At 33.6% G+C, this 24,978-nt stretch carries 25 protein-coding genes and 1 pseudogene; 20 read left to right on the top strand and 6 right to left on the bottom strand.

Annotation, left to right across the window (positions count from 1 at the left end; genetic code table 11):
* Positions 1–257 precede the first annotated feature (257 nt).
* Positions 258–1,691: a PLP-dependent aminotransferase family protein gene (locus MHI39_RS14685; protein ID WP_342539548.1), complete on the top strand. Its 1,434-nt coding sequence runs from the start codon at positions 258–260 to the stop codon at positions 1,689–1,691.
* Positions 1,692–2,094: 403 nt separating this feature from the next.
* Here MHI39_RS14685 and MHI39_RS14680 read toward each other — a convergent pair.
* A protein-coding gene (locus MHI39_RS14680) for an IS3 family transposase (protein WP_152984831.1) occupies positions 2,095–3,223 on the bottom strand; the annotation gives its coding sequence in 2 pieces (ribosomal slippage) (positions 2,095–2,958 and positions 2,960–3,223; 1,128 coding nt in all).
* 383 nt (positions 3,224–3,606) lie between these two features.
* Between MHI39_RS14680 and MHI39_RS14675 the strand changes: the two genes are divergently transcribed.
* The 3 genes from MHI39_RS14675 to MHI39_RS14665 all read left to right on the top strand — a co-directional run bounded on the left by MHI39_RS14675 (position 3,607) and on the right by MHI39_RS14665 (position 5,214).
* On the top strand, positions 3,607–4,068 hold the full coding sequence (locus MHI39_RS14675; RefSeq protein ID WP_071975726.1) for a GNAT family N-acetyltransferase: 462 nt from the start codon (positions 3,607–3,609) through the stop codon (positions 4,066–4,068).
* A 42-nt stretch (positions 4,069–4,110) separates the two neighbouring features.
* On the top strand, positions 4,111–4,434 hold the full coding sequence (locus MHI39_RS14670) for a YciI family protein (RefSeq protein WP_058003944.1): 324 nt from the start codon (positions 4,111–4,113) through the stop codon (positions 4,432–4,434).
* Between the two features lie 408 nt (positions 4,435–4,842).
* Positions 4,843–5,214, top strand: coding sequence for a GNAT family N-acetyltransferase (locus MHI39_RS14665; protein WP_342539547.1), 372 nt, complete (start codon positions 4,843–4,845; stop codon positions 5,212–5,214).
* A gap of 133 nt (positions 5,215–5,347) precedes the next feature.
* Here the strand turns inward: MHI39_RS14665 and MHI39_RS14660 are convergent, their stop codons facing one another.
* Positions 5,348–6,670, bottom strand: coding sequence for a HAMP domain-containing sensor histidine kinase (locus MHI39_RS14660; RefSeq protein WP_058003945.1), 1,323 nt, complete (start codon positions 6,668–6,670; stop codon positions 5,348–5,350).
* Between the two features lies 1 nt (position 6,671).
* Entirely contained in the window at positions 6,672–7,358 is a 687-nt protein-coding gene (locus MHI39_RS14655; protein WP_058003946.1) for a response regulator transcription factor, read from the bottom strand.
* Positions 7,359–7,597: 239 nt separating this feature from the next.
* Here MHI39_RS14655 and MHI39_RS14650 point away from each other — a divergent pair, with 239 nt between their 5' ends.
* The 9 genes from MHI39_RS14650 to MHI39_RS14610 all read left to right on the top strand — a co-directional run bounded on the left by MHI39_RS14650 (position 7,598) and on the right by MHI39_RS14610 (position 16,237).
* On the top strand, positions 7,598–8,608 hold the full coding sequence (locus MHI39_RS14650) for a DJ-1/PfpI family protein (RefSeq protein ID WP_201785813.1): 1,011 nt from the start codon (positions 7,598–7,600) through the stop codon (positions 8,606–8,608).
* 12 nt (positions 8,609–8,620) lie between these two features.
* Positions 8,621–9,055: a hypothetical protein gene (locus MHI39_RS14645; protein WP_058003948.1), complete on the top strand. Its 435-nt coding sequence runs from the start codon at positions 8,621–8,623 to the stop codon at positions 9,053–9,055.
* Positions 9,056–9,072: 17 nt separating this feature from the next.
* Positions 9,073–9,687: a DUF2306 domain-containing protein gene (locus MHI39_RS14640; RefSeq protein ID WP_342539544.1), complete on the top strand. Its 615-nt coding sequence runs from the start codon at positions 9,073–9,075 to the stop codon at positions 9,685–9,687.
* Positions 9,688–9,798: 111 nt separating this feature from the next.
* Positions 9,799–11,199 carry a right-handed parallel beta-helix repeat-containing protein gene (locus MHI39_RS14635; RefSeq protein ID WP_342539542.1) on the top strand — a complete coding sequence of 467 codons (1,401 nt, stop codon included), beginning with the start codon at positions 9,799–9,801 and terminating at the stop codon, positions 11,197–11,199.
* A gap of 191 nt (positions 11,200–11,390) precedes the next feature.
* Entirely contained in the window at positions 11,391–12,101 is a 711-nt protein-coding gene (locus MHI39_RS14630; protein WP_342539540.1) for a DinB family protein, read from the top strand.
* 481 nt (positions 12,102–12,582) lie between these two features.
* Positions 12,583–13,944 carry an MFS transporter gene (locus MHI39_RS14625; RefSeq protein WP_071975731.1) on the top strand — a complete coding sequence of 454 codons (1,362 nt, stop codon included), beginning with the start codon at positions 12,583–12,585 and terminating at the stop codon, positions 13,942–13,944.
* Positions 13,928–14,695, top strand: coding sequence for a sugar phosphate isomerase/epimerase family protein (locus tag MHI39_RS14620; RefSeq protein ID WP_216383605.1), 768 nt, complete (start codon positions 13,928–13,930; stop codon positions 14,693–14,695). Before MHI39_RS14625 ends, MHI39_RS14620 begins: the two co-directional genes overlap by 17 nt.
* A 535-nt stretch (positions 14,696–15,230) precedes the next feature.
* Positions 15,231–15,773 (top strand): DUF3231 family protein, encoded by a 543-nt coding sequence (locus MHI39_RS14615; protein ID WP_342539538.1) that lies wholly within the window; start codon positions 15,231–15,233, stop codon positions 15,771–15,773.
* Positions 15,774–15,820: 47 nt separating this feature from the next.
* Positions 15,821–16,237, top strand: a complete 417-nt coding sequence (locus MHI39_RS14610; protein ID WP_342539537.1) for a DUF3231 family protein — start codon at positions 15,821–15,823, stop codon at positions 16,235–16,237.
* 188 nt (positions 16,238–16,425) lie between these two features.
* Here the strand turns inward: MHI39_RS14610 and MHI39_RS14605 are convergent.
* Positions 16,426–17,842: pseudogene (locus MHI39_RS14605) on the bottom strand (PLP-dependent aminotransferase family protein).
* A 106-nt stretch (positions 17,843–17,948) separates the two neighbouring features.
* Here MHI39_RS14605 and MHI39_RS14600 point away from each other — a divergent pair.
* Positions 17,949–18,863, top strand: a complete 915-nt coding sequence (locus MHI39_RS14600) for an EamA family transporter (RefSeq protein ID WP_259545633.1) — start codon at positions 17,949–17,951, stop codon at positions 18,861–18,863.
* 36 nt (positions 18,864–18,899) lie between these two features.
* Here MHI39_RS14600 and MHI39_RS14595 read toward each other — a convergent pair whose 3' ends face one another.
* On the bottom strand, positions 18,900–19,424 hold the full coding sequence (locus tag MHI39_RS14595) for a cysteine hydrolase family protein (protein WP_058003957.1): 525 nt from the start codon (positions 19,422–19,424) through the stop codon (positions 18,900–18,902).
* Between the two features lie 180 nt (positions 19,425–19,604).
* Between MHI39_RS14595 and MHI39_RS14590 the strand changes: the two genes are divergently transcribed.
* The 4 genes from MHI39_RS14590 to MHI39_RS14575 all read left to right on the top strand — a co-directional run bounded on the left by MHI39_RS14590 (position 19,605) and on the right by MHI39_RS14575 (position 22,172).
* Positions 19,605–19,895, top strand: a complete 291-nt coding sequence (locus tag MHI39_RS14590) for a hypothetical protein (protein ID WP_342539536.1) — start codon at positions 19,605–19,607, stop codon at positions 19,893–19,895.
* 111 nt (positions 19,896–20,006) lie between these two features.
* Positions 20,007–20,492 (top strand): hypothetical protein, encoded by a 486-nt coding sequence (locus MHI39_RS14585; RefSeq protein ID WP_342539535.1) that lies wholly within the window; start codon positions 20,007–20,009, stop codon positions 20,490–20,492.
* A gap of 82 nt (positions 20,493–20,574) precedes the next feature.
* Positions 20,575–21,081 (top strand): GNAT family N-acetyltransferase, encoded by a 507-nt coding sequence (locus tag MHI39_RS14580; RefSeq protein ID WP_342539533.1) that lies wholly within the window; start codon positions 20,575–20,577, stop codon positions 21,079–21,081.
* Between the two features lie 344 nt (positions 21,082–21,425).
* A complete protein-coding gene (locus MHI39_RS14575) occupies positions 21,426–22,172 on the top strand; it encodes a glucose 1-dehydrogenase (RefSeq protein WP_342539531.1) in 747 nt (248 codons plus the stop codon).
* Between the two features lie 226 nt (positions 22,173–22,398).
* Here the strand turns inward: MHI39_RS14575 and MHI39_RS14570 are convergent, their stop codons facing one another.
* On the bottom strand, positions 22,399–23,013 hold the full coding sequence (locus tag MHI39_RS14570) for a TetR-like C-terminal domain-containing protein (RefSeq protein WP_342539529.1): 615 nt from the start codon (positions 23,011–23,013) through the stop codon (positions 22,399–22,401).
* 854 nt (positions 23,014–23,867) lie between these two features.
* Between MHI39_RS14570 and MHI39_RS14565 the strand changes: the two genes are divergently transcribed.
* Both MHI39_RS14565 and MHI39_RS14560 read left to right on the top strand, forming a co-directional pair.
* Positions 23,868–24,620, top strand: coding sequence for a class I SAM-dependent methyltransferase (locus MHI39_RS14565; protein WP_342539528.1), 753 nt, complete (start codon positions 23,868–23,870; stop codon positions 24,618–24,620).
* 74 nt (positions 24,621–24,694) lie between these two features.
* Complete coding sequence (locus tag MHI39_RS14560; RefSeq protein ID WP_342539526.1) at positions 24,695–24,973, top strand: hypothetical protein; 279 nt, start codon at positions 24,695–24,697, stop codon at positions 24,971–24,973.
* Positions 24,974–24,978: the final 5 nt, after the last annotated feature.

Below are 24,978 nucleotides of genomic sequence, written 5' to 3'. Positions count from 1 at the left end.
CATCATACATGCTTATATTATTATAATAAAATAATGTCCTGAGTAATAAACCATCCAATTATTGATAAGTTTCTCCAACCACTTTTTATATTTCAATAGGTGAGGAGTAAAGTATATCAAAAATGTGGTCTAATGTACTAAATGTAATAAAAAGGTCAAAAATGATGATGATTTATAAATGGAATATCAGTTACAATGATTGTTAAACTAACGATTAGGTAGATTGTTATTTATATTTGGGTAAAGGAATGTTTACTATGGAATGGAAGCCAGATCGAAAAATTAAAAAACCACTTTATACACAAATTGCAGAGTATATAGAGAATGGAATTATTGAAGGTAGATTTCCTGTTGATAAACCGCTTCCTTCAGAAAGAAGTTTGGCAGATTTATGTGGAGTTAATCGTAGTACTGTCGTTGCTGCTTATTCAGAGTTAGAAGCTAATGGGCTGATTGAGCGCAAAAAGGGAAGTGGAACGATTATTAGCAGGGATATTTGGGATCTGACCAAAAAACGTATACCAAGTTGGAATCGATACATTGAAGCAGGAACCTTTTTACCGAATATACCTGTAATGCAACGAATTCGAAAACAAACAGACGAGAGTGATTTAATTAATCTCGCGAGTGGTGAATTATCATCTGATTTATTTCCAAATGAATTTTTACGGGATATATTAGCAGCGAATCAGTTTACAAGTAATTTAGGCTATGATCATCAACAGGGAAATCTTGAATTGCGGAAAACGATTGTGGATCATGTCAGAAAATATCGTGAAATAGTAACTGAACCGGCATCTGTTCTTATTACATCAGGTGCACAACAAGCCATTCATTTAGTGATTGAATGCTTATTAAAGCCAGGAGATGCAGTGGTGGTTGAAGACCCTTCATATAGCTACAGTTTACCAATCTTTAAGTCTGCTGGTTTAAAAGTGTTTCCTCTTACAGTAACTAAAAACGGCATTAACCCTGCTGGGATTATTGATCTACATAAAAAGCATCAAATAAAAATGATTTTTTTAAATCCAATTTTTCAAAATCCGACTGGGACATTACTTCCATATAAACAAAGAAAAGAAATTCTAGATATTTCTTCTAAATTCGGAATTCCGATCATAGAGGATGACCCCTATAGTTTACTTTCTTTTTCTGATGATCATCCTGCCACACTAAAATCAATGGATTCAAATGGGAATGTTCTATATATCAGTTCATTATCAAAAATTGCTGCACCTGGATTGAGAATTGGATGGATTATTGGACCGACTTCTGTTATAGAAAGATTGGCAGATGCAAAACAACAATTTGACTTTGGCCATTCTAGTATTTCACAATGGGTTGGTAGTCAATTTCTAAGTTCAGATTATTTTGATGTTCATATTCATTTATTGAGGGAAGAATTACGCAAAAGAAGAGATACATTAATTAACCATCTTAATGATTATTTTGGGAACAAAATTAAATATTATATTCCCATGGGTGGTATTCACATGTGGTGTGAATTTAAAAGGGACATCGATGAAATTCTTTTACTTGAGGAGTCTATTAAAGAAAGAGTTATTTTTGCTCCAGGAAGTATTTTGGGTACAAGGAAAAGATGTATACGCATCACCTATGGGAGAGCAACTGAAGAACAAATTCACCAAGGTGTAAGGCATTTATTTCATGCATACGAAAAAATAAAATGAGAGGATAGCCTCTCATTTTTTTTATGAATTATATAGCTTAGGTAAGTGGTAACTATACCGTCTTTTTTAATGAGTGAGTATTCGTAGTAAGTGTAGGATCGGGATCGATTGTTCTAGAAGACTCAGTAGGTAATGCCCGTAGAAATTCATACATCAGCATAAAGTGGACCCCTTCGTCAAGACACTAATTTAAATTTTTTAAGGTGGGTCAGAATCCATTATGGATATCTGCTTTATAGGAGCTAGAGGTGCTCACTGGGGCTAGGGGGGTGGTAGGTGCACATTTTTTTGCGAGTGATTCATCCTACTCTATTTTTCCTTCTCAGGGGAGGTTCTGTCAAGGGCGAGCGGAGCGAGGGCTAGCCATACCCTTGACAGGTTCTTCCCTGAGAAGTATCATCCCTTATGGATGAATCACTCCGAGGCCATAAACGGAGGCGGGGGGTTTATAGCCAATCGATTGGTGAGGGCGTTCATAGTTATAGAAGTGGATAAAATTGTTAATCTCTTTCCTTGCTTCTCTTGGACTCTCGTAATCTTTTAAGTAAACCTCCTCATATTTAATCGTTCTCCATAACCTCTCTGTAACAATATTATCAAGGGCTCTTCCTTTGCCGTCCATGCTAATTCGGATGTCCTTATCCAGCAGTAATCCGGTATATTGGGGACTGGTAAAATGGCTACCCTGATCACTATTTAAGATCTCTGGCTGTCCTACCGACAGAGCCCGTTTCACTGCCTCCAAGACAAAGTCAATCTCTAGTGTTTGGTCTAGCTCCCAGCTAACGACAAAGCGAGAATACCAGTCTATCAGAGCTACAAGATACATCCAGCCTCGTTGGAGGCGAATGTAGGTAATATCGATTCCCCAGACGTGGTTAGGGTGGCTAATGGCCAAATTTCTAAGAAGATACGGATAGATCCGGTGCTCAAGATTGCGTTTACTAAGGTTAGGGCCGGGAGAAATCCCTGCAATGCCCATTTCCCGCATATGACGTTGTACAGCCTTGCGATTAATATTTATTCCATTGTTGTTTAGAACAACAGTAATTCGCCTAGACCCAAAATAGGGATGCTTGGTATAAATTTCATCAATCTTGTGCTTGATAAATATTTCCTCAGGAGAAGGCTCGACTGGCTTATAATACAAGCTAGTACGATTGAGCCCAAGCAGCTGAGCCTGGGTAGTGATTGGCAGCTCTTTATCATCCCAATCAATCATTTGAATACGCTCGGCCCTACTCCTTGATTCCAGATTTTTTTTTAAGCCACGACAATTGCGTGGTTAAACGGCCAACCTCAGCGTAGAGGTTTTCAATTTGATTTTCATATTCCGCCTTCATTTGATCCGCTTTTTTATTTTCTTTAGCGAAGATCGAAGGCATTTGATCAAGAAATGCATTCCTCCATTGTCTAATTTGATTGACGTGAATTCCATGAGATGAAGCGATTTCATTCATGGTCTTTTCTTCCTTTAGGACCTCTAGCACGATTTGAGCTTTAAACTCTGGTGTGTATCGATTTCTTTTCATAAACCTACTTTAACATCTCCTCATTTCGTGTCTAGTTTCTTGGGTCCATTATAGCACTGCACCTGCGCATATAACTAAAAGGAAAATAACACCAATTACTTGAATCAAAAATAGAGCCATTTGAATGTACCTCCCAATCTTTATTTCAATTTTATTTTAATTCTATCTTTACACTTCAATATTAAAGAATGATTGATCCACTTGGAACATCCACTTAAATAGTAAATTTTCCATCCACTTTGAAACTTAAGATAGTTAAATTGGAAAACAATATAAGAAATGCTTATATGAGGTGATAAAGAAATTATCATTCACTTATATGTATCTTGTGCGATAGCATACAAGTAGGAAGTTCTTGATCAAGAATTCAGGAGGAGATACTGTTGAATAAAGAAATAATCATTCGGGTAGCAATTGAACAGGATTTAGATAGTATAGTTGAAATGCTTGCTGATGATGAATTAGGGAGACAGAGAGAGAATTATCAGCTACCGCTGCCAGAAGCATACAAAAAGGCATTTTATACAATAGCATCTGATCCTAATAATGAATTAGTAGTAGCTTGTAAGGGTAATGAGATAATTGGCGTGCAACAAATTACATATACTCCCTATTTAACATATAGAGGTGGGTGGAGAGCTACTATAGAGGGGGTTAGAATATCGTCATCGTCTCGTGGAGAAGGGGTAGGTACGGAACTTATACAATGGGCCATTGAGCGTGCAAAGACCCGTGGTTGTCATCTTGTTCAGCTAACAACAGATAAAAAAAGAGAGGATGCTTTGCGCTTTTATGAACGATTAGGGTTTAAAGCCACACACGAAGGATTAAAATTACATTTTTAATTCACGTGTGCGCCTGATAGAAATTTATAAGGAGGATCATTTATGCAAAAATTCCTTATCCTATTAAAGGATAAAAGAAAAGGTGAACTAACACATGAATTATTAAAACAGCATGTTGAACATTTGCAAAAGCTTAGTAATATATCAAAACTATTCATTTGTGGTCCTTTAAAAGATAATGAAAAGGCTATGCAGATTTTAAAATGCGAAACAAAGGACGAAGCACAAAAACTAGTAGAAAGTGATCCATTTATCAAAAAAGGTTATTACGCTAGTTATGAAGTTCATGAAATAATTGAAGCAAATGAAGGAAACAATTGGTTATTTGAAGATCCACAAACAAAGAGTAACTTATTGAATCAATAAAAATCTTTATACTATTAAACTAGTGATTGAATGAAACGAAAGGGTGCTGCTGATACGTGCACCCAGTATTTTTTTCTGACTAATAGGTTGTTTTCGTTTGTTGCTTTTGTAAAGACCAAAGTGTTGGCTTTAATGGTGAAGGATTAGACAAAAGGTATAAAAATGATTTGATATATGGCGTATCGTTTGATTACAGGATTATAAATAAGGGAAATTGTTTATTCCAATTATAGGAATCAAAGTTGGTCATTAGTAGGTTTATAAAGCCATGTAGAGTTTTGATGTAGATACTTTTTGGGATGAAAACTATATTAGGGAGAATACGTATGAAATTTAAAATAGAGATTTTGCTAGAGAATAACGACGAGTTTGCTACCTTCTTAAATACTAAAATCAAAGAATTTAATAATGAAAATTCGAAGTTTCATAGAGAAGTACGAAAAAAAGGAGCGGCAACCTATAAATATCATTGTACTAGATGAAAATAAACAATGGATCGGTGGTATACATGCAGAAGTCTATTGGAATTGGTTAGAAATTAATGATTTTTGGTTAAAAAAAGAATATAGAGGGGAAGGGATTGGCAAAGAGCTTCTCGAACTAACAGAAAAAATTGCTAAGGAAAAGGGAGCCGAAAAGGCGTTATTGACTACTTTTGAATTTCAAGCTCGTACATTTTATGAAATGAAGGGTTATAAAGTAGTTGGTGAAATTAAAGATTATCCACCTGGTAGTAGTTATTTTACAATGGTGAAATCACTATCTATGGGAAAACAATAGTATAGGTGAAGAAAATGAAAAAAATTTTTTCCTCTTCCATTTAGCATTTTAAAATTAATCATCCCTCCTGTTTGAAGAGGAGGGATAAAACAAATAAATGAACGATTGTATCAAAGAAAATGGTCTTTTCCATTTAGTTAATCTTGGCTAAAGGTAACAACCCCGTTACGAGTCCGCCACCATTGGAATGATTATCTACAGCAAGGTCTCCTCCGTGAAGCTTTATGATCCTTTTTGATATTGTAAGCCCTAATCCAACCCCACCAGTTGAACGATTTCTTGATTTTTCACTGCGGTATAACGGTTCAAAAACTCGTTGAAGATCCTGTAAATCAAAACCACCTCCTGAATCATGAATAGTAAATATAGCTTTATTATTTTCTTTATAACATTTGACAAAAATTTTACCATGTCGGGGTGTATGTCTAACGGCATTATCTAAAAAATTGGTCATCGCTCGTTCTAATAAATGAACATCACCTAAAATTATGCAATCCTCGGGCGAAAAGTTTATGTTAAAAGATATATGTTTTTCATTCGCAATTGGATATAGGCTGTCAATGGATTTTTGCATTACGTCTACCAGATCAATCCTATTTTTTTCAATCTCCATTTTTAAATATTCCATCTTTGTAAAAGTGAATAAATCCTCGACCAATCGGTCCAGTTGTGCTGATTTTTCCTTGCAAACCCCAATATATTTTGCCATTTTTTCAGGTGAATGTGCGATACCTTGTTCAAGACCATCCAAATACCCTCGTAAAGCAAATAAAGGTGTTCGTAAATCGTGTGCAACTGCGGAAATTACGAATCTTCGTTCTTCTTCTAATGCAACTTGTTTCCGAAAGGATTCGTTGAGTCCCCCAACCATAATTTTAAATCCGTCACGTACATCGGCAATTTCTGTGATCCGTGAGTTTGGCAATTGAACATCCAAATCTCCTTTAGCAATTTGTCGAGCGGCTAAGCTCATCTTCTCTAGAGGCTTAAGAATATGTTTACGCATCTCATATGCAATGATAAAAAAAGCTAGTAATAGTCCGGTAAACGCGGCAATAATCTGGATGTCTCTTGAATTCGGAAGGTAGATAAACACTTTTCCAAGCACTTTTCCATCCTGGATAATAGTAAATTGCTCTGTCTTCTTTAATGCACGGGTATCCTTAGAGGTAGAGCGATAAATTTCCTGATCTGTTGCGGAAAGAATTTTCACATCCATGTTCATAATTTTTAATCTGCTTTGGATTTGATGTTGCCAATCTTGGTTCGTCCAGTTTTCTGTATTTGTTTCTATTAGGTGGACCGTTTCGGATAAATTTTTTTTCTGTGTATCATTTAGTTGAAAGCTAACTGTTTTTGTTCCAATTAGATGTGCTGCTACAAGAAATATCCACGGCAATAAGAGGAGAAGTAAGAAGAACAGTATGATAAATTTTCGTATACGTATGGTCTTCATTTTATTCTCCCTTGAAACGGTAGCCAATGCCCCATACATTAATAATATATTGAGGATCATTTGGATCGAATTCAATTTTCTCCCGTAATCGGCTAAGATGGACTCGAATGGTATGCTTGTCACCAATTCCCTCCCAAAATTTGTCGAGTAATTGGTCATAGGTGAAAACGTATTTTGGGTGCTCAGCAAATAATTGTAGCAAGTCATATTCCTTCGGTGTAAGTGAGATACTCTTACCATTAATCAATACTTCTCTTGTAGCTAAATTTATAGCTAGTCGACCATAATCTAATAGTTTACTATTGATGGCTTCCTGAGAATTGGATCTTCTTAATACAGCCTTTACTCTTGCTACTATTTCACCAGGTGAAGCATTTTTAACTATATAGTCATCCCCACCGAGACCTAAACCTCTAATTTTGTCTACATCATCACTCCGTGCACTTAAGAAAAGTATAGGTACATTACTATCTTTACGAATTCTCCGACAAAACTCAAAGCCGTTTTCTCCAGGCATCATTATATCAAGTAGGATACAATGAATTGGATTTTGTTCAAATACAGTGAGTGCATGAGCAGTATCATAAGCGGTTTTTACATGAAATCCGTCATTTTCAAAAAAATCCCTCATTAGCTCAACAATACTTTTGTCATCGTCTATTACTAGAATTGTATTTATATTATTCATCAGAATTCCACCTTTCACTGTTTCCGCTCAATCAATAATAATATAAGTTTATCATCTTTCTATCTAGCACCAAGCGATGCGAAACGTTTTGTGATGCTTTCTTGATTATTTTGTGACTATTTTACTCATCTTTTTGAGATATTCGATTGTTATGCTTTCATTGTCAGTCGAGAAGTGAAGACTCACAACGAGATTAACCCATATTTAATTCAATTATAATCTAGAAAAGAGGTTTAATTATGCATATTCAGATAGTTTTGTTTGATGGATTTGATTTGTTAGACGCAATTGCCCCTTATGAGGTATTTACAGCTGCTGCAATGTACTCAAACGAAGAAGTAACGGTTGAATTTGTATCTGCGGAAGGAAAGCGAATCGTTGAAAGTGGTGTCAATCACGTAAAGCTCCAAGCGACCGGTAAACTCGACTTATTACATAAAGGAATCATTCTAGTACCAGGTGCAGCTGGATCAGTTGATAATGATGGATCAGATTCTATTCCTGTTAAATTGAAGCAAGCTTCTGAAACGGAATTAAGTCATCTACTAAAAGAAGCGATAAAGAAACCTACGATTGTACTTTCTACTGTTTGTGGTGGGGCACTTATTTTAGCAATGGATGGTTTATTAGAAGGCCGCCACGCAGTAACCCATCATATGGGAATGGAGCTATTACGTGCAACTGGGGCAATTCCTATTCATTCCCGTGTTGTTGATGACGGAAACTTAGTTACCGCAGGAGGAGTTACTTCAGGACTGGATGTTGCTCTTTATTTAGTCGAACGAGAACTAGGCCCACGTATTGCACTTGCAGTTGAACAGTTATTTGAATATGAACGTAGAGGTACTACATGGAAAGCAATAGGAGATATGCCTAAAGAAATACCACAAGATCATTCACCTGAGCAAGAAACTAAAAACCTGACCTCTAAATTGGTTCATGATGAAATGAATATTGACGGGAAATGGAATACCACTATTTCTACTCCGATCGGAAAAATCGTTGCACTAATCGATATTGTGTTTAAAGATGGACGAATCGAAGGTACGGCAAAGCAAGGAGAGGAAATCGTTCCTTTAGAAAACCCTGTCCTAGAAGGAAATCAATTAAAGTGGATTCTTAAAGTATCAAAACCTATGCGTCTTACATTAAAATTTTCCGTTTCAGTTGAGGGCAACAAAATGTATGGTGAAGCAAAAGCAGGGATGTTACCTGCCTCCAAATTAACTGGATATCGTATGACACAATAGAAGGAGAGAGTCATGTATTCATTTATTATATTTGTACATGTTTTGAGCGCTGTATCTTTGGGTGGCTTTCTTGCTTACCCTTTCATATGGAATAGCTTTGTATCTCAATTAAATAAAGACATTTTAGTCGTTCCTAAAGTGATCATGAGCTATATTCGATTCGGTCATTATGCGTTAGTTTTACTCCTGTTTTCTGGAGCATGTTTAATTTTATATTACTCAACATCCCCCTCTGTTTTGTGGGTTGTCATTGCAATTGCTCTATTAGTTCTAATTGGTGGACTTCTAGGAATGATTCATAAAAAATTGAAAGGTATTAATCTTGGAGTATTTTCAGATAAAGAGTTGATCGTCAGATTATTAAGCCTAAAAAGGGATAGCATTATCATGTCCTTATTAATACTAGTAGCTATCTTTATTATGACAAATCGGAGTTTATTTTCCTAACTTTTTGGAGGACTATCATGAGAAAATATATTATTGTAACCATTGTAATTATCCCTATGATGTGGATTTTTCATACTTTTTCAAAGAATTTTTTGGTAGATCCTACTTTCCAAAAATTTATCTCATATAAAGATCAAATGATAACTAATAAAGGACTATGGGTCATTATGATTCGAATTCATATTATTCTAGCCATTATTTCTCTACTTACTGGTCCTTTAGGAATTCTCAAGAGATTAAGAGTTCAATCTAACCATTTTCATAGATGGAATGGACGAGTATATGTTGTGTCAATTATTTTAAATTTCATTCCTGGGGTATACGTTTCATTTTTTGCAACGGGTGGATGGTTTAGTACAATCGGTTTTTTATTATTAAATCTACTTTGGTTAGTAACAACCTTCCTTGGTTATCTATATATCAAAGATAAAAAAGTAAGCTTACATAGTCGTTGGATGATTCGAAGTTTTTTTCTTTCCTTTGCCAATATGACGATTTATATCATCGTGACTATCACACATTATATTTTACATTTTTCTTATGGAACATCATATTCAATAGCTGTATGGGCATGTTGGATTATAAACCTACTCATTGCAGAAATAATCATTAGAAAAAAAGTATTATTTTAAACTATTATTGTATATAAACATCATAATATATATGTAAAACAACATAAGATTAGTAATTTTATTGATAGCAGTGTATGATTTGGTTAGGATTTTGATATAAGGATTGATGTAATGAAGAGAATTTATTTTATAATGCTTGCGGTCATTGCAATGATAGTGCTATTAGTTGTGTTGAATAATACAAATACAAAAAACGCTCAGGCTATATTTGTAGCTCCAACGGGAAATGATCATAATGAAGGATCAAAATCAAAGCCATTTCGTACACTAAAAAAAGCTGCTTCAGAAGCAAAACCTGGTACGACTGTCTACATCCGAAAAGGTACATATCATGAAAGTCTTGTCATTAGACACAGTGGTACGAAATCAAAACCGATCAAGTTTAAAGCCTATAAAAATGAAAAAGTAGTTCTTAGTGGAAAAGGGGTAGACCATCTTTCAGGAGATACGGCTTTGGTGACAATAAAAAATAAAAATTATGTCACGATAATGGGACTATCTATTCAAGATTTGACGACGAATTTAGCCGACGAAACGGTAATGGGGATTTATGTAACTGGCTCTAGTAGCCATATTACATTAGAAAATAACCATGTACAACGAATTAAAACTTTTGCAGATGATGGAAATGCACATGGGATTGCTATTTACGGTACCGGTCAGATGAATGACATAAATATTTTAAATAATACTGTTGAAAAATTAAAACTTGGTGCTAGTGAATCTATTGTTCTTAATGGGAATATTGATGGGTTTAGAGTGGAAAATAACCTAGTTCGTTATACAGATAATATCGGGATTGATCTAATAGGTTATGAAGGTGTTTCTCATGATAAAGATGCAGATTATGTGAGAAACGGTGTTGTCCAAGAGAATAAAGTGTATGAAGTATCCTCTTTTGGTAATCCAGCATATGGAGAGGAATACTCCGCTGGTGGTATATACGTAGATGGTGGAAAAAAGATTACGATTAAAAAGAATACTATATTTAATAGCGATATTGGTATTGAAGCAACTTCTGAGCATGCAAATAAATACGCTGAAAATATAATAATTATAGATAATATTGTTTATAACAACTATTATACGGGAATATCGATTGGTGGATATGATGAGAATCGGGGAGGTACGGTTCACTCTACTATTTCAAAAAATATTGTTTATCGAAATGACATAAAAGGTCTTGATGGCGGACAGATTTTATTACAGCATGATATAAAAAATAATATCATTGAAAAAAACGTACTTTCTGCTGGACCATCGCGTTTGTTTATCGTCAACGATTTTACTACGAATCAAAAAAATATTCTTAAAAGGAATGTGTTTCATAAGGAAAAAGGAAAAGCTGGTTTATGGGTATGGAAAGAGAAGGAATATACTTCATTTTCGGATTTTAAAGCTGCATCTAAAAGTGATGCGAAATCTAGTTATATAAACCCAAAATATAAAAATGAAGATAAATATGATTTTACAATGGAAAAGGATTCACTTGCAAAAAAAATTGTAAAATAAAAACGGCCTAATGCAAATGATATTTTTTTGTGGAAGAATAGTTTGAAATATGAAAGAGAAGAGGATTTCTGTTATTGACATAAATCCTCTTCCTTTTTTTTTTGGTGGGAATGATTGTATTTTTAATAAAGGTATTATAGCCATTGAACTCGAATAAGCAATGAAAAGATGAAAGGGAGTTGTTCATAAGTATGGATGTAATACAGCGAAAGGAATGGAATGCTAACCATAAGAAGTTAACCGAAATCATTTTAAAATCAGAGGAACATTCTCAAGCCATTCAATTATTTCTTTCACAGCATGCATTATTGCACTCGTCTTCGGTGGGGAATAGTGGAAATCCAACTTTAGAAGATGAAGTATTAATTGATTTAGAAGAAAAATTATATAGAGAGTATCCAGTAGCAAATCGTGATACAAAGAATTCAATTGTATGGCATTTGTGGCATATAGCACGTATAGAAGACATGACTATGAATATCCTTATAGCAAATGACGAACAAGTTTCAGTGAAAGGAAACTGGACTGAAAAAATGAACATAGGATTTTGTCACTCTGGAAATGACATGAGTGATGAAGAGATTACTGAACTAAGTAAAAGCATTGATTTTGATTCATTAATTGCATATAGACAAGCGGTAGGTAGAAGAACACGTGATATCATCTCTTTGCTGGATCCAGGCCAATTCAATGAAAAAGTAAATAAAAATAGAATTAATCGACTGTTTGATGAAAATGCAGTCACTCAAGAATCAGCGTGGTTAGCTGACTACTGGAGTAAAAAAACCATTGCTGGGCTAATTTTAATGCCAGCAACAAGACATAATTATTTGCATTTGAATAAATGTATTCGTATTAAGGAAAAAATTCAAAAGCGAATGAAGAAGTCAATAGGGTATTGATTAGTATGATTCATTGTAGAAAACAATATGCTTAATAAAGATACAGCAAATAACTTTGAATTAATTTTTATAATAATAAAAAGGCTCTTTTCTCAAACATTGTCACTATTTAAGTAAAGATATAACTATTAAGTATCGACTGAGGATCACTACACGTATCATTTTACTGAGAAAGAAATCTCCATAAGAACCGCTAAAATCCTTTATCGGGAGTAATAGTTGGCAGTTGGGCTTTTACAAAAGCACAAACTATACGAAAAAAGCCAATAAAAATTACTTAGAAAAATAGTAAATAAACAGGTTGACAAACTAAACTGAATAATTTATAAATAAAATATCATAATTTTTAAAACTGTTTGATAAATGGCCGGAGATAAAAGAGAAGCCATAGTCATTAAAAACATGAAATTTATGTTTTTTTGACTATGGCTTTTGTTATTCTTTCATTTATTTTCAGTCAAATAAGGAAGGGGAGATTGAGATGAGTTTTGAGGGATTAGATTCACCGAAGTTAAAGCGCTTTCAAAGGAAAATAACGCTTTTGTCTGCAGCGGGAACATTTCTTGATGGTTTTGATTTAACGGTAATTGCTGTAGCAATGCCACTAATTTTAAATCAATGGGATATAGGGCCAGGATTGCAGGGGTTGATTACTTCATCTGCTGTTATCGGTTCATTTATCGGAGCATTATGGCTGGGTAATTTAACGGACAAATTTGGCCGGAAAGCCATGTATGTTATTGATTTGTTAGCCTTTGTAGTGTTTGCTGCTTTAACTGCATTCGCTCAAGCACCTTGGCAACTTATATTATTCCGATTCTTACTTGGGATTGGCATTGGTGCGGATTATCCTATATCCGCTACGCTCGTTTCCGAGTTTAGCTCAACGAAAAGTCGAGGGAAGCATAGTACATCACTAGGAGCAATGTGGTTTGTGGGAGCGGTAGTTGCCTATATTTGCGGAATATTATTAGCACCTTTAGGTCCAAGTGCATGGCGATATATGCTTTTAGTCGGCGCTGTGTTTGCGCTTATTGTTTTCTACTTTAGGGTAACACTCCCAGAGTCTCCAAGATGGCTTGCTTCTAGAGGACGAGAAAAAGAAGCAGAGGAAATTATGCTGAAAATTACTGGTAAAAAGGTTGTTATTAAACCGAATACAAACAAAAAGCAAAAATTAAGTGATGTTTTTTCTAAATCATTATTTCGCCGCACTTTCTTTGTTTGTGGATTTTGGTTCTGTTATGCTGTAGCGTATTATGGCATTTCTATGTATACACCTACTATTTTAAAACCATTTACTAATGGTTCGCAAATGATGGCATATATTGGGTCTGGAACGGTTAGTGTGTTAGGTCTGTTAGGAGCAATTATTGGAATGAATGTTGTAGAGAGGATGGGGAGAAGACCTTTAATTATTACATCTTTTTCAGGGCTATCAATCGCATTAATCATTTTAGCTCTTAATCCACATCCAACAATGGTATTTTTAGTTATTTTATTCAGTCTTGCGGTTCTTTTTGCGAATATGGGTGGAGGGATTCTTAACTTTGTTTATCCGACAGAGTTATTTCCGACAAGTATTCGAGCGAGTGCTTCAGGGCTAGCTACTGCAGTTAGTCGTATTGGTTCAATTTTAGGAATATTAGTCTTTCCACAATTAGTTGTTGCTTGGGGAAATAGTAAAGCCTTATGGCTTTTTGCAGTCGCAGGTTTAGTTGGTTTAATTATTTCAGTCCTATTAGCACCAGAAACTAAAGGGAAAAAATTAGAAGAACTAAACAATGAAGCTATATCAACACCAAATGAAAAGATAGGTGACGAGCATGGAAAAATGGCTTAGTCTTTGGTCCATTGGTCAAAATGGGAATATAAGTGATTTTACTGATATTAAACAAACTGGCTTTGATGGAATTGAAATATGGGCAGAGCACTCTTGTTCGAAAGAGTATTTAAACCTAGCCAAGAAATCTGGTTTAAAAATAGGGTTACACTTGCCTTTTCATGATATGAATTTAGCTACACCTGATAAAATTCTGTTTGAGAGGACCCATCAAATATTAGTAGAATGGTTAGCTACTCTTTCTCATTATGGTGGGAAGCATGCGACCATTCATGGAGGATATGCATGGTCATCAGAAGAACGTGACGAAACTTTAATCAGAGTACGCGAACGATTACTCATACTAAGCGAGGAAGCGGAACAATATGGTATTGAATTATTATTGGAGAATTTAATTCCTGATTCATTAAATTATTGCCATCATTTTGCTTCAAATGTTGATGAATGGATAGAATTAATCCGATTTGCAAATATGAAAGCCTGTTTAGATATTGGCCACTTGGCTGTAATGGGAAATGATTTGGAAACAACTATTAAACAATTAGGGAGCTATTTAGGTGCAGTTCATCTGTCTGATAATGATGGGAGATCTGACCTTCACTTACTTCCAGGTGAAGGAATCAACCTATCAGCCGGATTAAATGGATATTTAGCTAACCAAAAATTTTCAGGACCAATTGTTTATGAGATAAATCCATATAAATACTCATTAAAGGAGATCATAAACTATATATTAATGACTAAAGTATGATTATTTATGTTGGCTGTTTTCGTAAAGTTTGTTGTTTGTCAAAGCCCATCTGCTTGTTTTACACCCCATAAGGATTCAGAGCGGTATTATGGAGTTTTCAGCTCTTTCACTCGTGAACTCAAAGGGGACCAGCTATATGAATCGGTATTTTCTTCCTTCACGGTATTCATACGCTCTTTTGGATACCGTGCAGACGCAATATTCTTCTGTACGGTAAACAAACACTCCCATTGGTTACCATACAGTTGTAATATTCATCATCAGGGTAATTAAACCCTCTTATTAGTTACCGTGCCCCCGCAATTTTTCCCCTTCACGGTATTCATACGTTCTCTTCAAGCTAGACCCTCTATTTACGAGTTCACAGCTTGAGTGTTATTTTTCGAAATAATGATCATTCACATATCAAAGTAAGAAATTATCCAATTTTAATTTTAGTCCTAGTGGTTTGATTTCTTTAATGAAAGCAACGAATATAACAATATTAAAAATCAAATAATAATATAAGGAATGATAATTAGGAGGTTAAAGCTTGATGGCTTTTAAACACAATACAAAATTAACTGCTACAGAAATTGCACAATTATGGTCTGCATATATGAATAGTAGTATGTGTAAATGCATTTTCACATCATTTCTCGCAACAGTAGAGGATAGTGAAATAAAGGAGATCATAAGTTTGGGGCTGGAAACTGCGAATAGTCATCAAAAAAAGTTAATCTCAATTTTTAAAAGTGAGAGCTTTCCAATACCATATGGGTTCAAAGTAGCAGAGGATGTTAATGTAGATGCACCAAGATTATTTTCAGACAGTTTTATGCTGTATTTTAGTTACAATATGGGGATTATTGCTTTTAATTTCTATTCGCTATCTAAGACATTATCGGTACGTTCGGATATCAACGAATATTTTTCAAATTGTGTTCAGGAGCTTGATCAGTTTGATACATTGACAAAAAATGTACTTTTGTCAAAGGGCCTATTTATTCGATCACCATATTTGAATCCTAAAAAAGAAGTTGATTTTGTAAATAATAAAAAGTTTATGGCAGGCTGGTTTGGGGATAAAAGCCCTTAACAGTAATTGAAATAACTAATCTTTTTACCAATCAACAAAGAAATGCATTGGGGAAATCAACCATGATGGGATTCAGTCAAGTTGCGCATTCTAAAAAAGTAGGGAAATTTATGGTTAGGGGAAGAGAGATCTCAGCGAAACATGTTGAAATATTAGGTACTGTTTTAGGTGAAAATCATTTACCAATCCCAATGACATGGGATTCAGAAGTCACCGATTCAAAAATCTCTCCATTTTCTGATAAATTGATGATGTTTATGACGACAACCTTAATTGGTTTAAGTATCGGATTTTATGGAACAAGTGCTGCAACGAGTATGAGAAGGGATATATCACTTGATTTTGTAAGATTATCGGCGGAAATTGCAAAATATGCAGAAGAAGGTGCAAATATCATGATAGAAAATGGGTGGCTGGAAGAACCACCACTATCTGAAGATCGCAATAAACTTGCTAATACCTAACATGTTAAACTTTGTAGCATTCTATAAAAAAATAAGCTAGCAATTAAAATTTCTGAAGAGTTAGCTGAATAGCCAATATTTAAAAAAGTTGATACCCTTTAGTATAAATATGGATTGACCATTCGAAGCAGGTTTGTTGTATAAATGATACTTATATTAATGAAAAAAGGGATATTTTTATGAAATCATTATTTTTCTTCAAGTGATTTTACGACTTCTACAAAAGATTTTAATCCATCCCGTAGCTGATGCTCATTAATATAGGAATAACTTAACCGTATCCACGAGGTTTGTTGTTTGAGCGGATCACAAATTTGTCCGGGTACAAAAGAGATAGAGTGCTCGAAACATTTGGTTAATAACTTTTCAATAGAAATATGCTGAGGTAGTTGTACCCACAAATTTAAGCCGCCATTTGGACTAGTCCATTGCCAATTTGTTACGCTTAGTTCTTCTTCCATGATTTCTTTTCGGATAGAGATGGCGATGCGTAATTTCTCTAAATGCTGCTGCATCCGCTTTGAAGAAAAATAATGCAAAAATATTTTTTGGTTAAGAAGGGGTGAGCCATTATCAGTTAATGATTTTACAATCATGAGTGATTGCAAAAGGGAAGAATGACAAATAATAGCTGCAATTCTTAAACCAGGAGATATATATTTACAAAAGCTCCGTACATATATGACAGTTCCAATTGTATCGTATGTGTAAATGGGAGGCGGTGGTTTTCCTACAAAATAAATATCATGATAAACGTCATCCTCTACTAATAAACAACGATATTTCTCAGCTAATTCAACTAACTGTTTACGTTGGCTATTTGGTACAGTATAGCCAGTAGGATTATGAAAAGTCGGATTTAAATAAAATAATCGTGGTTTATAATGTTTCATTAAATATTCTACTTGATCTAAGTCATATCCATTGGAATGGATATCGACACTAATAATTTTTGCCCCTTTCTCTATAAAAATATCAATGGCAGGGCTATAGCTAGGTCTTTCTAATAATATAGTATCTTTTGCTTTGACAAAGGCTTCCGCGATTATATGAATAGCTTGTTGTGAACCAGAGGTTATTAACAGCTCAGTTGCATCAATATGTTTTTTGTATTGGTTAATAAAGTACTTTGTCAATGATGCTCTTAGTTCTAAATCCCCTTGCACAGTAGAAATAGGATGAAAGAACCTTAGGGTAAAGATCAAATACCTTCTTTACATAATCCGATAAGAAATGGTTTGGAAGAAGATTTGGATCGATTAATGCTTGAGAAAAATTATAAGTTACTGGAACTTGATGAATTTCACTTAAATGATTTTTTTGCACATAAGAAGAAACAATTGGATTTTCTAAGTTTTCGGTTTGCTTTGTTCCATTTGATTGGACATAATATCCTATTTTATCTTTTACGTAAATCACTTCATTTTTTTTTAATAATTGATAAGCTTTATGCACAGTTAATCGATGGACATTCATTTCTTTTGCCAATTGTCTGATCGATGGAAGCTTTTGATGTTCGTTCCATTCTTTTTGTTCAATTTTACGTAGAACGTATTGATATATTTGCTCAAAGAGAAATTCACCATTTCGAACCCCTTTTACCAATTAAATCCCCCCTACTTTGATTTTATCATGAATGAGCTTCATCTGTTCTATTTACTTCAATCTGTTCTATTGCTTCCCGTTTAAGATAGAAACAGGGAGGGGTATTATGATATTAGTTAATTACATGTTCATGTGCTTAATTTTTGGTACCACATTTTTAGCAATAAAAATAGGGATTGATGAAGGGATGTCCCCATTTTTTTCTGCAGGAGTTCGCTTTTTTATTGCTGGACTACTTCTATTTCTCTTCATGGTGATGAAAGGAAAAGCGAAGATGAGGTTGTTTTTGCAAAAGGAGATGTTTATCACGAGTGTCGGATTAACCTTTGGTACGTTTGCTCCATTATATTGGGCAGAACAGTTTGTAACTTCAGGGATTGCAGCAGTTTTGTCGGCAACAAGTCCAATATTGATCATATTATTTCAGTCCATTTTTTTTAAGAAAAAAGAAAATTTGAAGGTGTTTATAGGATGTTTGGTTGGAATTATCGGAGTAATGATCCTACTCCTGCCTAATTTTGTTATTAAAATAAGTTCAATGTGGTTCATTGGTTGTTGTATGATACTTGTGAGTGCAATGTTTTATGCACTTGGAACCATTTATACAAAGCACGTCGTTCAGAAATATAAACATGCATCACCGATTGCTTTAAACGCAACACAGATGATGCATGGAGGAATCTTACTATTTATCTTATCGCTTTTTACAGAAAACATTGATAATAATCAAATCACATCATCTTCAATCATTTCTTTAGTGTATTTAATTATTTTTGGTTCAATTGCTGGACATAGTCTATATTATTGGTTGGTTTCTAAAACGAATTCTATTTTTCCTTCTACATGGCTATATATATCTCCACTAATTGCTGTTATACTCGGAGTCATCCTTTATTCGGAATATTTTTCGTGGATAACTGGACTTGGTGCGCTAACCATTATACTAGGAACCATTCTTATTAATTTTGATACATTGCTTACTTTAGTAGGGAAGCGAAGTTCCAGTCCTCGTGAAAGCTAACCCCATCTATATGTAGCGGGGGTTAATCTTTATATTTTAATTATTGTTAAATTGAATTTCTTTTGTTGCTCTAAGCGAGACAAAAGCATTTCCCAACACTTCATTGTGATGATCAATAATTTGCTTGGCACTTAGCGTATTTGAATCCCATGTTCGATGAGCATCCCTTACAAGTGTAACATTATATCCGAGACTAACTGCATGACGACATGTTGTATCTACACAATACTCTGTTTGATTTCCAGCAATAACAAGGTCACCGATCTGTTGAGCTTGAAGCATTTTATGAAGCTCAGTATGGTGAAATGAATCAGGTGTTTGCTTTTGTATGATTATTTCACCCTTTTTGGGCGCAATAGACGGATGAATTTCCCATGGAGGAGTTCCGGTTATGAATTCCTCATCATTATGCTGAACATAAAAGATTGGAATGCTAGAAGACCGTGCTTGATTTAGTAGGTATTGAATATTATTGAGAAGTTGTTCTCCATCGTATATGGGATTAGAATCGTCGAACATGGCATTTTGTACATCTATAATTAGTAATGCAGTTTTCTTCATTATCAAACACTCCTTTTGTAGATTACAATTGGTATTCGATATTTTGGCAAATATCCCTTCTAAAATAGAATAAAGTCAATGAAAATGATAATAGTAGCGATAGTTACTACTTTGAAAAATAATTACTATATTAGTGACAGAAAATATTACAATATTCTAGATTAAGTTGTGGAGGAAGAGATGGGTAGAGAAGATTTGGCCATTTTAAATGAATATTCTATTGGGAAGATTCTGAGGGTTTCTAACATGAACCAAGGTAATACATCCAATGCAAAACTGATTAACAATTCACAAGATAAGTATATTTTAAGAAAAATTAAAGATAAGAAACAAGCAATTACGGAATATTTTATTTCTAAGAAATTATTAAAGTATCAAATTACTTCTGAGATTTTATTATCAAAAAATAATCATCCATTTGTTATAAAAAAGAGTGGAATTTATAATTTACAGAGATATATTGAACATTAACCGATAAAAATCGAAGAAATAAATTTTCCTATACTAGGTGAAATAATCGCAATTTTCCACTCTGAAGCGGTAGATATTAAAGGGATTTATGAGCAAGAAGATCGATTTTTATTGAATCATTTATGGAAGGAAGTTGAACATCCCATTCAATCTATAGAATTAAAAATAAAGAAGCAATTAGTTGAATTAATAAATGAGTGTTTCAACTATAAGCATAAAAGTAATTATGATATCCAAAGCGATTTAGGAATCTGGAATCTATTAATCAATAAAAATAAAATATATTTAATAAATTTTGGCGAGGTGAGAAAGGGTAATAATCATTTTGATATTGCTGCTATTCTTTCTTCAACTTTGAAAATGAATGATGAGGACTATCAAATCATTACTAATTTAAATGAATTCAGAAATGGTTATTTAAAACATTATAATGATTTTGATTGGTCCATTCTTAGGGAGAACCTAAATCTTTGGTTTATTAGAGGTATGTTAGCTTTAATAATAAATCAAGGGATTAATCAATCAACTCAAGTATTATTAGAAAAAATAATGGATCAAAGAAATAAATTTGATGGCATACTAATGGATCATATTTAATAAAAGAGGTAAAATTGAAAGACTATTTGACTTTAATAAAAAATTACATCTATAAACATATCAGATGAATGAGGGAGTATAAATGATTGTAGTTCAAATTCGTAAACTAGCTAAAGAGATGATCACTGAATTTTTTTCTGAAAATTGGGGTAGCCCGCAAATGGTTATATCAAGTGGAATCTTTCAATGTGATGAATTAGATGGATTTGCCGTATTAGATGAGAATAATAGAATTATCGGTTTAATCACTTACATAATGGATCAGTGTGAATGTGAAATAATATCACTAGATAGTTTAGTTGAAAATAAAGGGATAGGTTCTAAATTAATACAAGAGGTAGAAAATATAGCAAAGAAAAATAATGTTAGTAAAATTAAATTGGTTACCACTAATGATAATGTACACGCACTTGCGTTTTATCAAAAAAGAGGCTATCAATTAGCTGAACTGTTAGTTGATGCTGTAGATTTAGCAAGAAAAATGAAACCTGAGATCCCTCTTGTAGCGGATAATGGGATTCCTATTCGAGATGAACTGGTATTAATTAAATGGTTGGATTTAATACACCATAATGAAAAAGTTGAATAATAAGGTACAAGGAACAATTAGTTTATAATAATTATTCCGTCATTAGTCAATGGACCAAGTTGTTTATTGGTTATTGATGAGAAACCGTAAATATGGTTATACCTATATAAAAAATTTTATACCGAAAGAAAAAAAATCTATTTTTTGCATACTCTCATAGCAAAATAGATTTTTTTTATTTTCAAACATAAGAGTGAAATGTAATTTTTAAATGTTGAACTTTATTTACATGATGTAAATAACTTCACAAAAAAGATATAAATATGTATAATGGCATTATCCTAGGTATTGAGTTTTCAACTTTAGAAGTTTTATATCATGATTAAATGGAAAGGATGATAATAGTGGGACGTTTATCAGGAAAAGTCGCAATTATTACGGGGGCCGCATTAGGAATGGGAGCAGCTGAAGCTAAGCTCTTTGCAAAGGAAGGAGCAAAAGTAGTTGCCACTGATATAAAGGATGATGTTCTACAGGAAGTAGTAAATGAAATTAAGGCAAATGGCGGGGATGCTATCGGTCTAAAACATAATGTTATTTCAGAAGAAGAGTGGAAAACGGTTATTCAAACAACTATCGATCATTATGGAAAAGTGGATATATTAGTTAATAATGCAGGGATTGCTAGTCCAAAAACAATGGCACAAATGGAAATGGATGAATGGAATAAAGTCATGGATATTAACTTAAACGGCTGTGTAATTGGGATGAAATATGTCATTCCAGAAATGCAAAAAGCAGGCGGAGGTTCTTTAATTAATATTTCTTCAATTGGTGGAATTGTTGGAATGGCAGGTTCTAGTCCATATACTGCGGCAAAAGGTGCTTTACGTTCTTTAACAAAATCCGCAGCAGTGGAATATGGAAAAGATAAAATACGAGTAAATTCCGTTCACCCTGGAATCATTGAAACACCAATGACGGCAGAATCGTTTAAAGATGCATTACCATTTTATAAAACATTCACACAGCTTCCTTATTTTGGACAACCAGAAGATGTAGCTTATGGAGTATTATTCCTTGCATCTGAAGAATCAAGATTCATGACCGGTGCTGAATTAGTTATTGATGGTGGTTGGACAGCAATATAAGTATTCTGAATATAATTGTGAATATCTTTAAGGGGTCTGAGATCACACGAAATACTGCCTTACTTTAAGATGGTATCGTGGGGTCTGACCCTTTTATTTTGCATTGATTTTAAAAATGAATAATGTAGCTTAAAGCATGAATAAGTGCTCATGATCAGCTGAAAACAATCTAAAATACAAGATTCAGGAAATAACCGACTTTTTAAACCAATTAATTTTATCCAGATTACGATTGATTCTTCATCGGATTATGAATATATGGACCTTTAATAGAAAGATTCATTAGTTGGAAGGCAATTTCACTTTCAGACAAATGCATCCCACTCTCTATCCACCAAATAATAACCTCTAAAAAAGCAGATTCTACATATTTAATAATCAGGCTTCGATTCGCTGTGAGATTCTCATCATTAGGTTCAATTTGATTAATCCCTTCTGATACAAATTCATGAATAATTTCCAATAACCTAGAAGTTAAATATGGGATTCGGTTTTTTACTAGTAGCGCATTATAAAAAGGATAATTTTCACTAACTTGATGGAATAATTGAACAAAGCTGGGATGTGGTTGTTCATCTAGAAAATCAAAGTTACCTATAAATGATACTTTTTCATTTACCTTATCATGCAGTTCATTTAATGTTTCATCAATACATTGATACATTAAATCAGATTTATCTTTATAATGAAGATAGAAGGTAACACGTTTTACCGTTGCACGATCTGAGATATCTTGCACAGTAATTTGGTCAAATTTCTTCTCTTCCATTAATTCAATAAAAGCTTGCTTCAATAAACGTTGTGTACGTACAGCACGGGGATCTTTTTTTTCTGTGGGCATAAATACTTTCCTTTACAGATTCTTTTATTTAAATTTCTTATCTAGTGTATCATTTGTCATATTTAATGAAAAGTATCCTTTACTTTTCTTAATAAACATTGTAAAGGAATAAAACTTATTCAGTACTGATCTAATGTTTGTTTTATATTCATGGATGATTCTATAAATGAAATAGAGGTGAAATGAATCTTTGAGTCGAATCAATGAAAAGAAAGGAGTTGTTAATTAATTGGAAAATACAAAAAGTAAAGAAATAAATATAAATTTTTCAGGTAAATTAGTATCACTTGGACCATTAAGAAGTGATTTAGTCCCTTTATATAATCGATGGAATAACGATTTTTAAACGACAAAAACTCTTGCATCCACTGGACCCGTTATTTTAGAAGAAGAAATAGCCGCATTTAAACAAATATCCCAAAATAAAAATTTTCTATTTTTTACTATTTACGAGAAACATACTTTACAACCGATAGGTAATACTTTTTTATCAGATATAAATTATAAAAATCGCACTGCAGAATTCAATATAGTTATCGGTGAAAAAGATAGCAGAGGGAAAGGATATGGAACAGAGGTAGCAAAACTGGTTCTCGATTATTCATTCCAAACATTAGGTTTACATAATATTTTTTTAAAAGTATTTGAGTTTAATAAAAATGCGATAAGAGCATATGAAAAAGCTGGGTTTATAAAATGTGGTCGTAGAAGACAGGCACATTTCTTGCGTGGTCGGACATGGGATATTATCTATATGGAGGCATTAGCGAGTGAGTTTGAGAGTTCTGCTTTCCAAAATGATCTTCATTGAGATCGTTATAATTTGAAAGCGTAATCTTGGAGGAGAGAAAAATTTGAACCAATATGGCAAGGAATTATTTAAAGGGGCAGCACAGTACTATTCAAAATATCGACCTATGTATCCACCTTCTTTAATTAGATATTTGATTAGAAAATTTTCATTGAACGGGGAGCAGCAGTTACTTGATTTAGGCTGTGGTACTGGACAGCTCACGATGAGGTTTTCTGATTGGTGCAGGAAAATTGTTGGAATTGATTTAGAACGAGAAATGCTAGTAGAAGCAAAACGTCTGCAAAATGAAATGAGAGTAAATAATATCCATTGGTATGAAGGTAATTTAGAAAAATATAAGACTGAAACTAATGAAAAATTCAATCTCGTAATCATAGCAAAGGCCTTTCATTGGATGGATCGTGTTCAAGTTCTAGACGAATTGTATGAACTAGTTACTGACAATGGAGGCGTTGCCATCATAGACCATTATGAACCTAATAAAAAACCGACACGATGGCAGGAACAATTAAATCAAGTTATAGAAAAATGGTACGGCAAAGAAAGAAGGGCTGGAAAAACGATTTATTCGCATCCTTCCATTAGTCATGAAGAAATACTTGCTAATTCAAAATTCAAACTTGAAATAGAACATTTACCACCATTTGAAATTACTTGGACGATAGATGCAATACTTGGAAACCATTATTCGACATCTTTCGGTTCAAAACGTTTTCTTGGGGATCATGTAGAAGCTTTTGAAAACGAAGTGAAAGAAACATTATTAGCTATTAATAAAACAGGTGTATTTTAAGAAAGCCTGAACATATCAATCAAGCTAGGGATTAAGAATGAAAGTCTCTAAGGATCAATTCAAGAACCATAATTATGGAAATACTTTTACAGTCCAAAAAAAAGGGTGTGTATAAGATTAAGGATATTCATGAAACACAATCAACTGACCAAGCAAATACAGGCTGGAACGAAGAAGATTTATATTCACCGGTAGAAAATTTACAGAAGATCGAAGGTGGAGGTGTGATAAAAAGAAATAGATTTGACATTAGTAAGTTTCCAAAAGGAATTAGATATTTAGCCTATTTTTTGTTTAGTGGTATTTTCATTATTATTTTATTAGTGTTGATTATTAATTTCATCTATTCGTAAGAATC

The sequence above is a fragment of the Heyndrickxia sp. FSL K6-6286 genome (assembly GCF_038630395.1).
Classification (GTDB): Bacteria; Bacillota; Bacilli; order Bacillales; family Bacillaceae_C; genus Heyndrickxia; species Heyndrickxia oleronia.
Note: the sequence above shows the minus strand (reverse complement) of the source record. Positions and strands in the feature narration are given on the sequence as shown.

What these genes read in the sequence shown, in the direction of transcription:
- MHI39_RS14685 (WP_342539548.1), top strand. Translation starts at nt 258, where the DNA reads ATGGAATGGAAGCCAGATCGAAAAATTAAAAAACCACTTTATACACAA.
- MHI39_RS14670 (WP_058003944.1), top strand. Translation starts at nt 4,111, where the DNA reads ATGCAAAAATTCCTTATCCTATTAAAGGATAAAAGAAAAGGTGAACTA.
- MHI39_RS14665 (WP_342539547.1), top strand. Translation starts at nt 4,843, where the DNA reads ATGAAAATTCGAAGTTTCATAGAGAAGTACGAAAAAAAGGAGCGGCAA.
- MHI39_RS14660 (WP_058003945.1), bottom strand. Translation starts at nt 6,670, where the DNA reads ATGAAGACCATACGTATACGAAAATTTATCATACTGTTCTTCTTACTT.
- MHI39_RS14655 (WP_058003946.1), bottom strand. Translation starts at nt 7,358, where the DNA reads ATGAATAATATAAATACAATTCTAGTAATAGACGATGACAAAAGTATT.
- MHI39_RS14650 (WP_201785813.1), top strand. Translation starts at nt 7,598, where the DNA reads ATGCATATTCAGATAGTTTTGTTTGATGGATTTGATTTGTTAGACGCA.
- MHI39_RS14645 (WP_058003948.1), top strand. Translation starts at nt 8,621, where the DNA reads ATGTATTCATTTATTATATTTGTACATGTTTTGAGCGCTGTATCTTTG.
- MHI39_RS14640 (WP_342539544.1), top strand. Translation starts at nt 9,073, where the DNA reads ATGAGAAAATATATTATTGTAACCATTGTAATTATCCCTATGATGTGG.
- MHI39_RS14635 (WP_342539542.1), top strand. Translation starts at nt 9,799, where the DNA reads ATGAAGAGAATTTATTTTATAATGCTTGCGGTCATTGCAATGATAGTG.
- MHI39_RS14630 (WP_342539540.1), top strand. Translation starts at nt 11,391, where the DNA reads ATGGATGTAATACAGCGAAAGGAATGGAATGCTAACCATAAGAAGTTA.
- MHI39_RS14625 (WP_071975731.1), top strand. Translation starts at nt 12,583, where the DNA reads ATGAGTTTTGAGGGATTAGATTCACCGAAGTTAAAGCGCTTTCAAAGG.
- MHI39_RS14620 (WP_216383605.1), top strand. Translation starts at nt 13,928, where the DNA reads ATGGAAAAATGGCTTAGTCTTTGGTCCATTGGTCAAAATGGGAATATA.
- MHI39_RS14615 (WP_342539538.1), top strand. Translation starts at nt 15,231, where the DNA reads ATGGCTTTTAAACACAATACAAAATTAACTGCTACAGAAATTGCACAA.
- MHI39_RS14600 (WP_259545633.1), top strand. Translation starts at nt 17,949, where the DNA reads ATGATATTAGTTAATTACATGTTCATGTGCTTAATTTTTGGTACCACA.
- MHI39_RS14595 (WP_058003957.1), bottom strand. Translation starts at nt 19,424, where the DNA reads ATGAAGAAAACTGCATTACTAATTATAGATGTACAAAATGCCATGTTC.
- MHI39_RS14590 (WP_342539536.1), top strand. Translation starts at nt 19,605, where the DNA reads ATGGGTAGAGAAGATTTGGCCATTTTAAATGAATATTCTATTGGGAAG.
- MHI39_RS14580 (WP_342539533.1), top strand. Translation starts at nt 20,575, where the DNA reads ATGATTGTAGTTCAAATTCGTAAACTAGCTAAAGAGATGATCACTGAA.
- MHI39_RS14570 (WP_342539529.1), bottom strand. Translation starts at nt 23,013, where the DNA reads ATGCCCACAGAAAAAAAAGATCCCCGTGCTGTACGTACACAACGTTTA.
- MHI39_RS14560 (WP_342539526.1), top strand. Translation starts at nt 24,695, where the DNA reads ATGGAAATACTTTTACAGTCCAAAAAAAAGGGTGTGTATAAGATTAAG.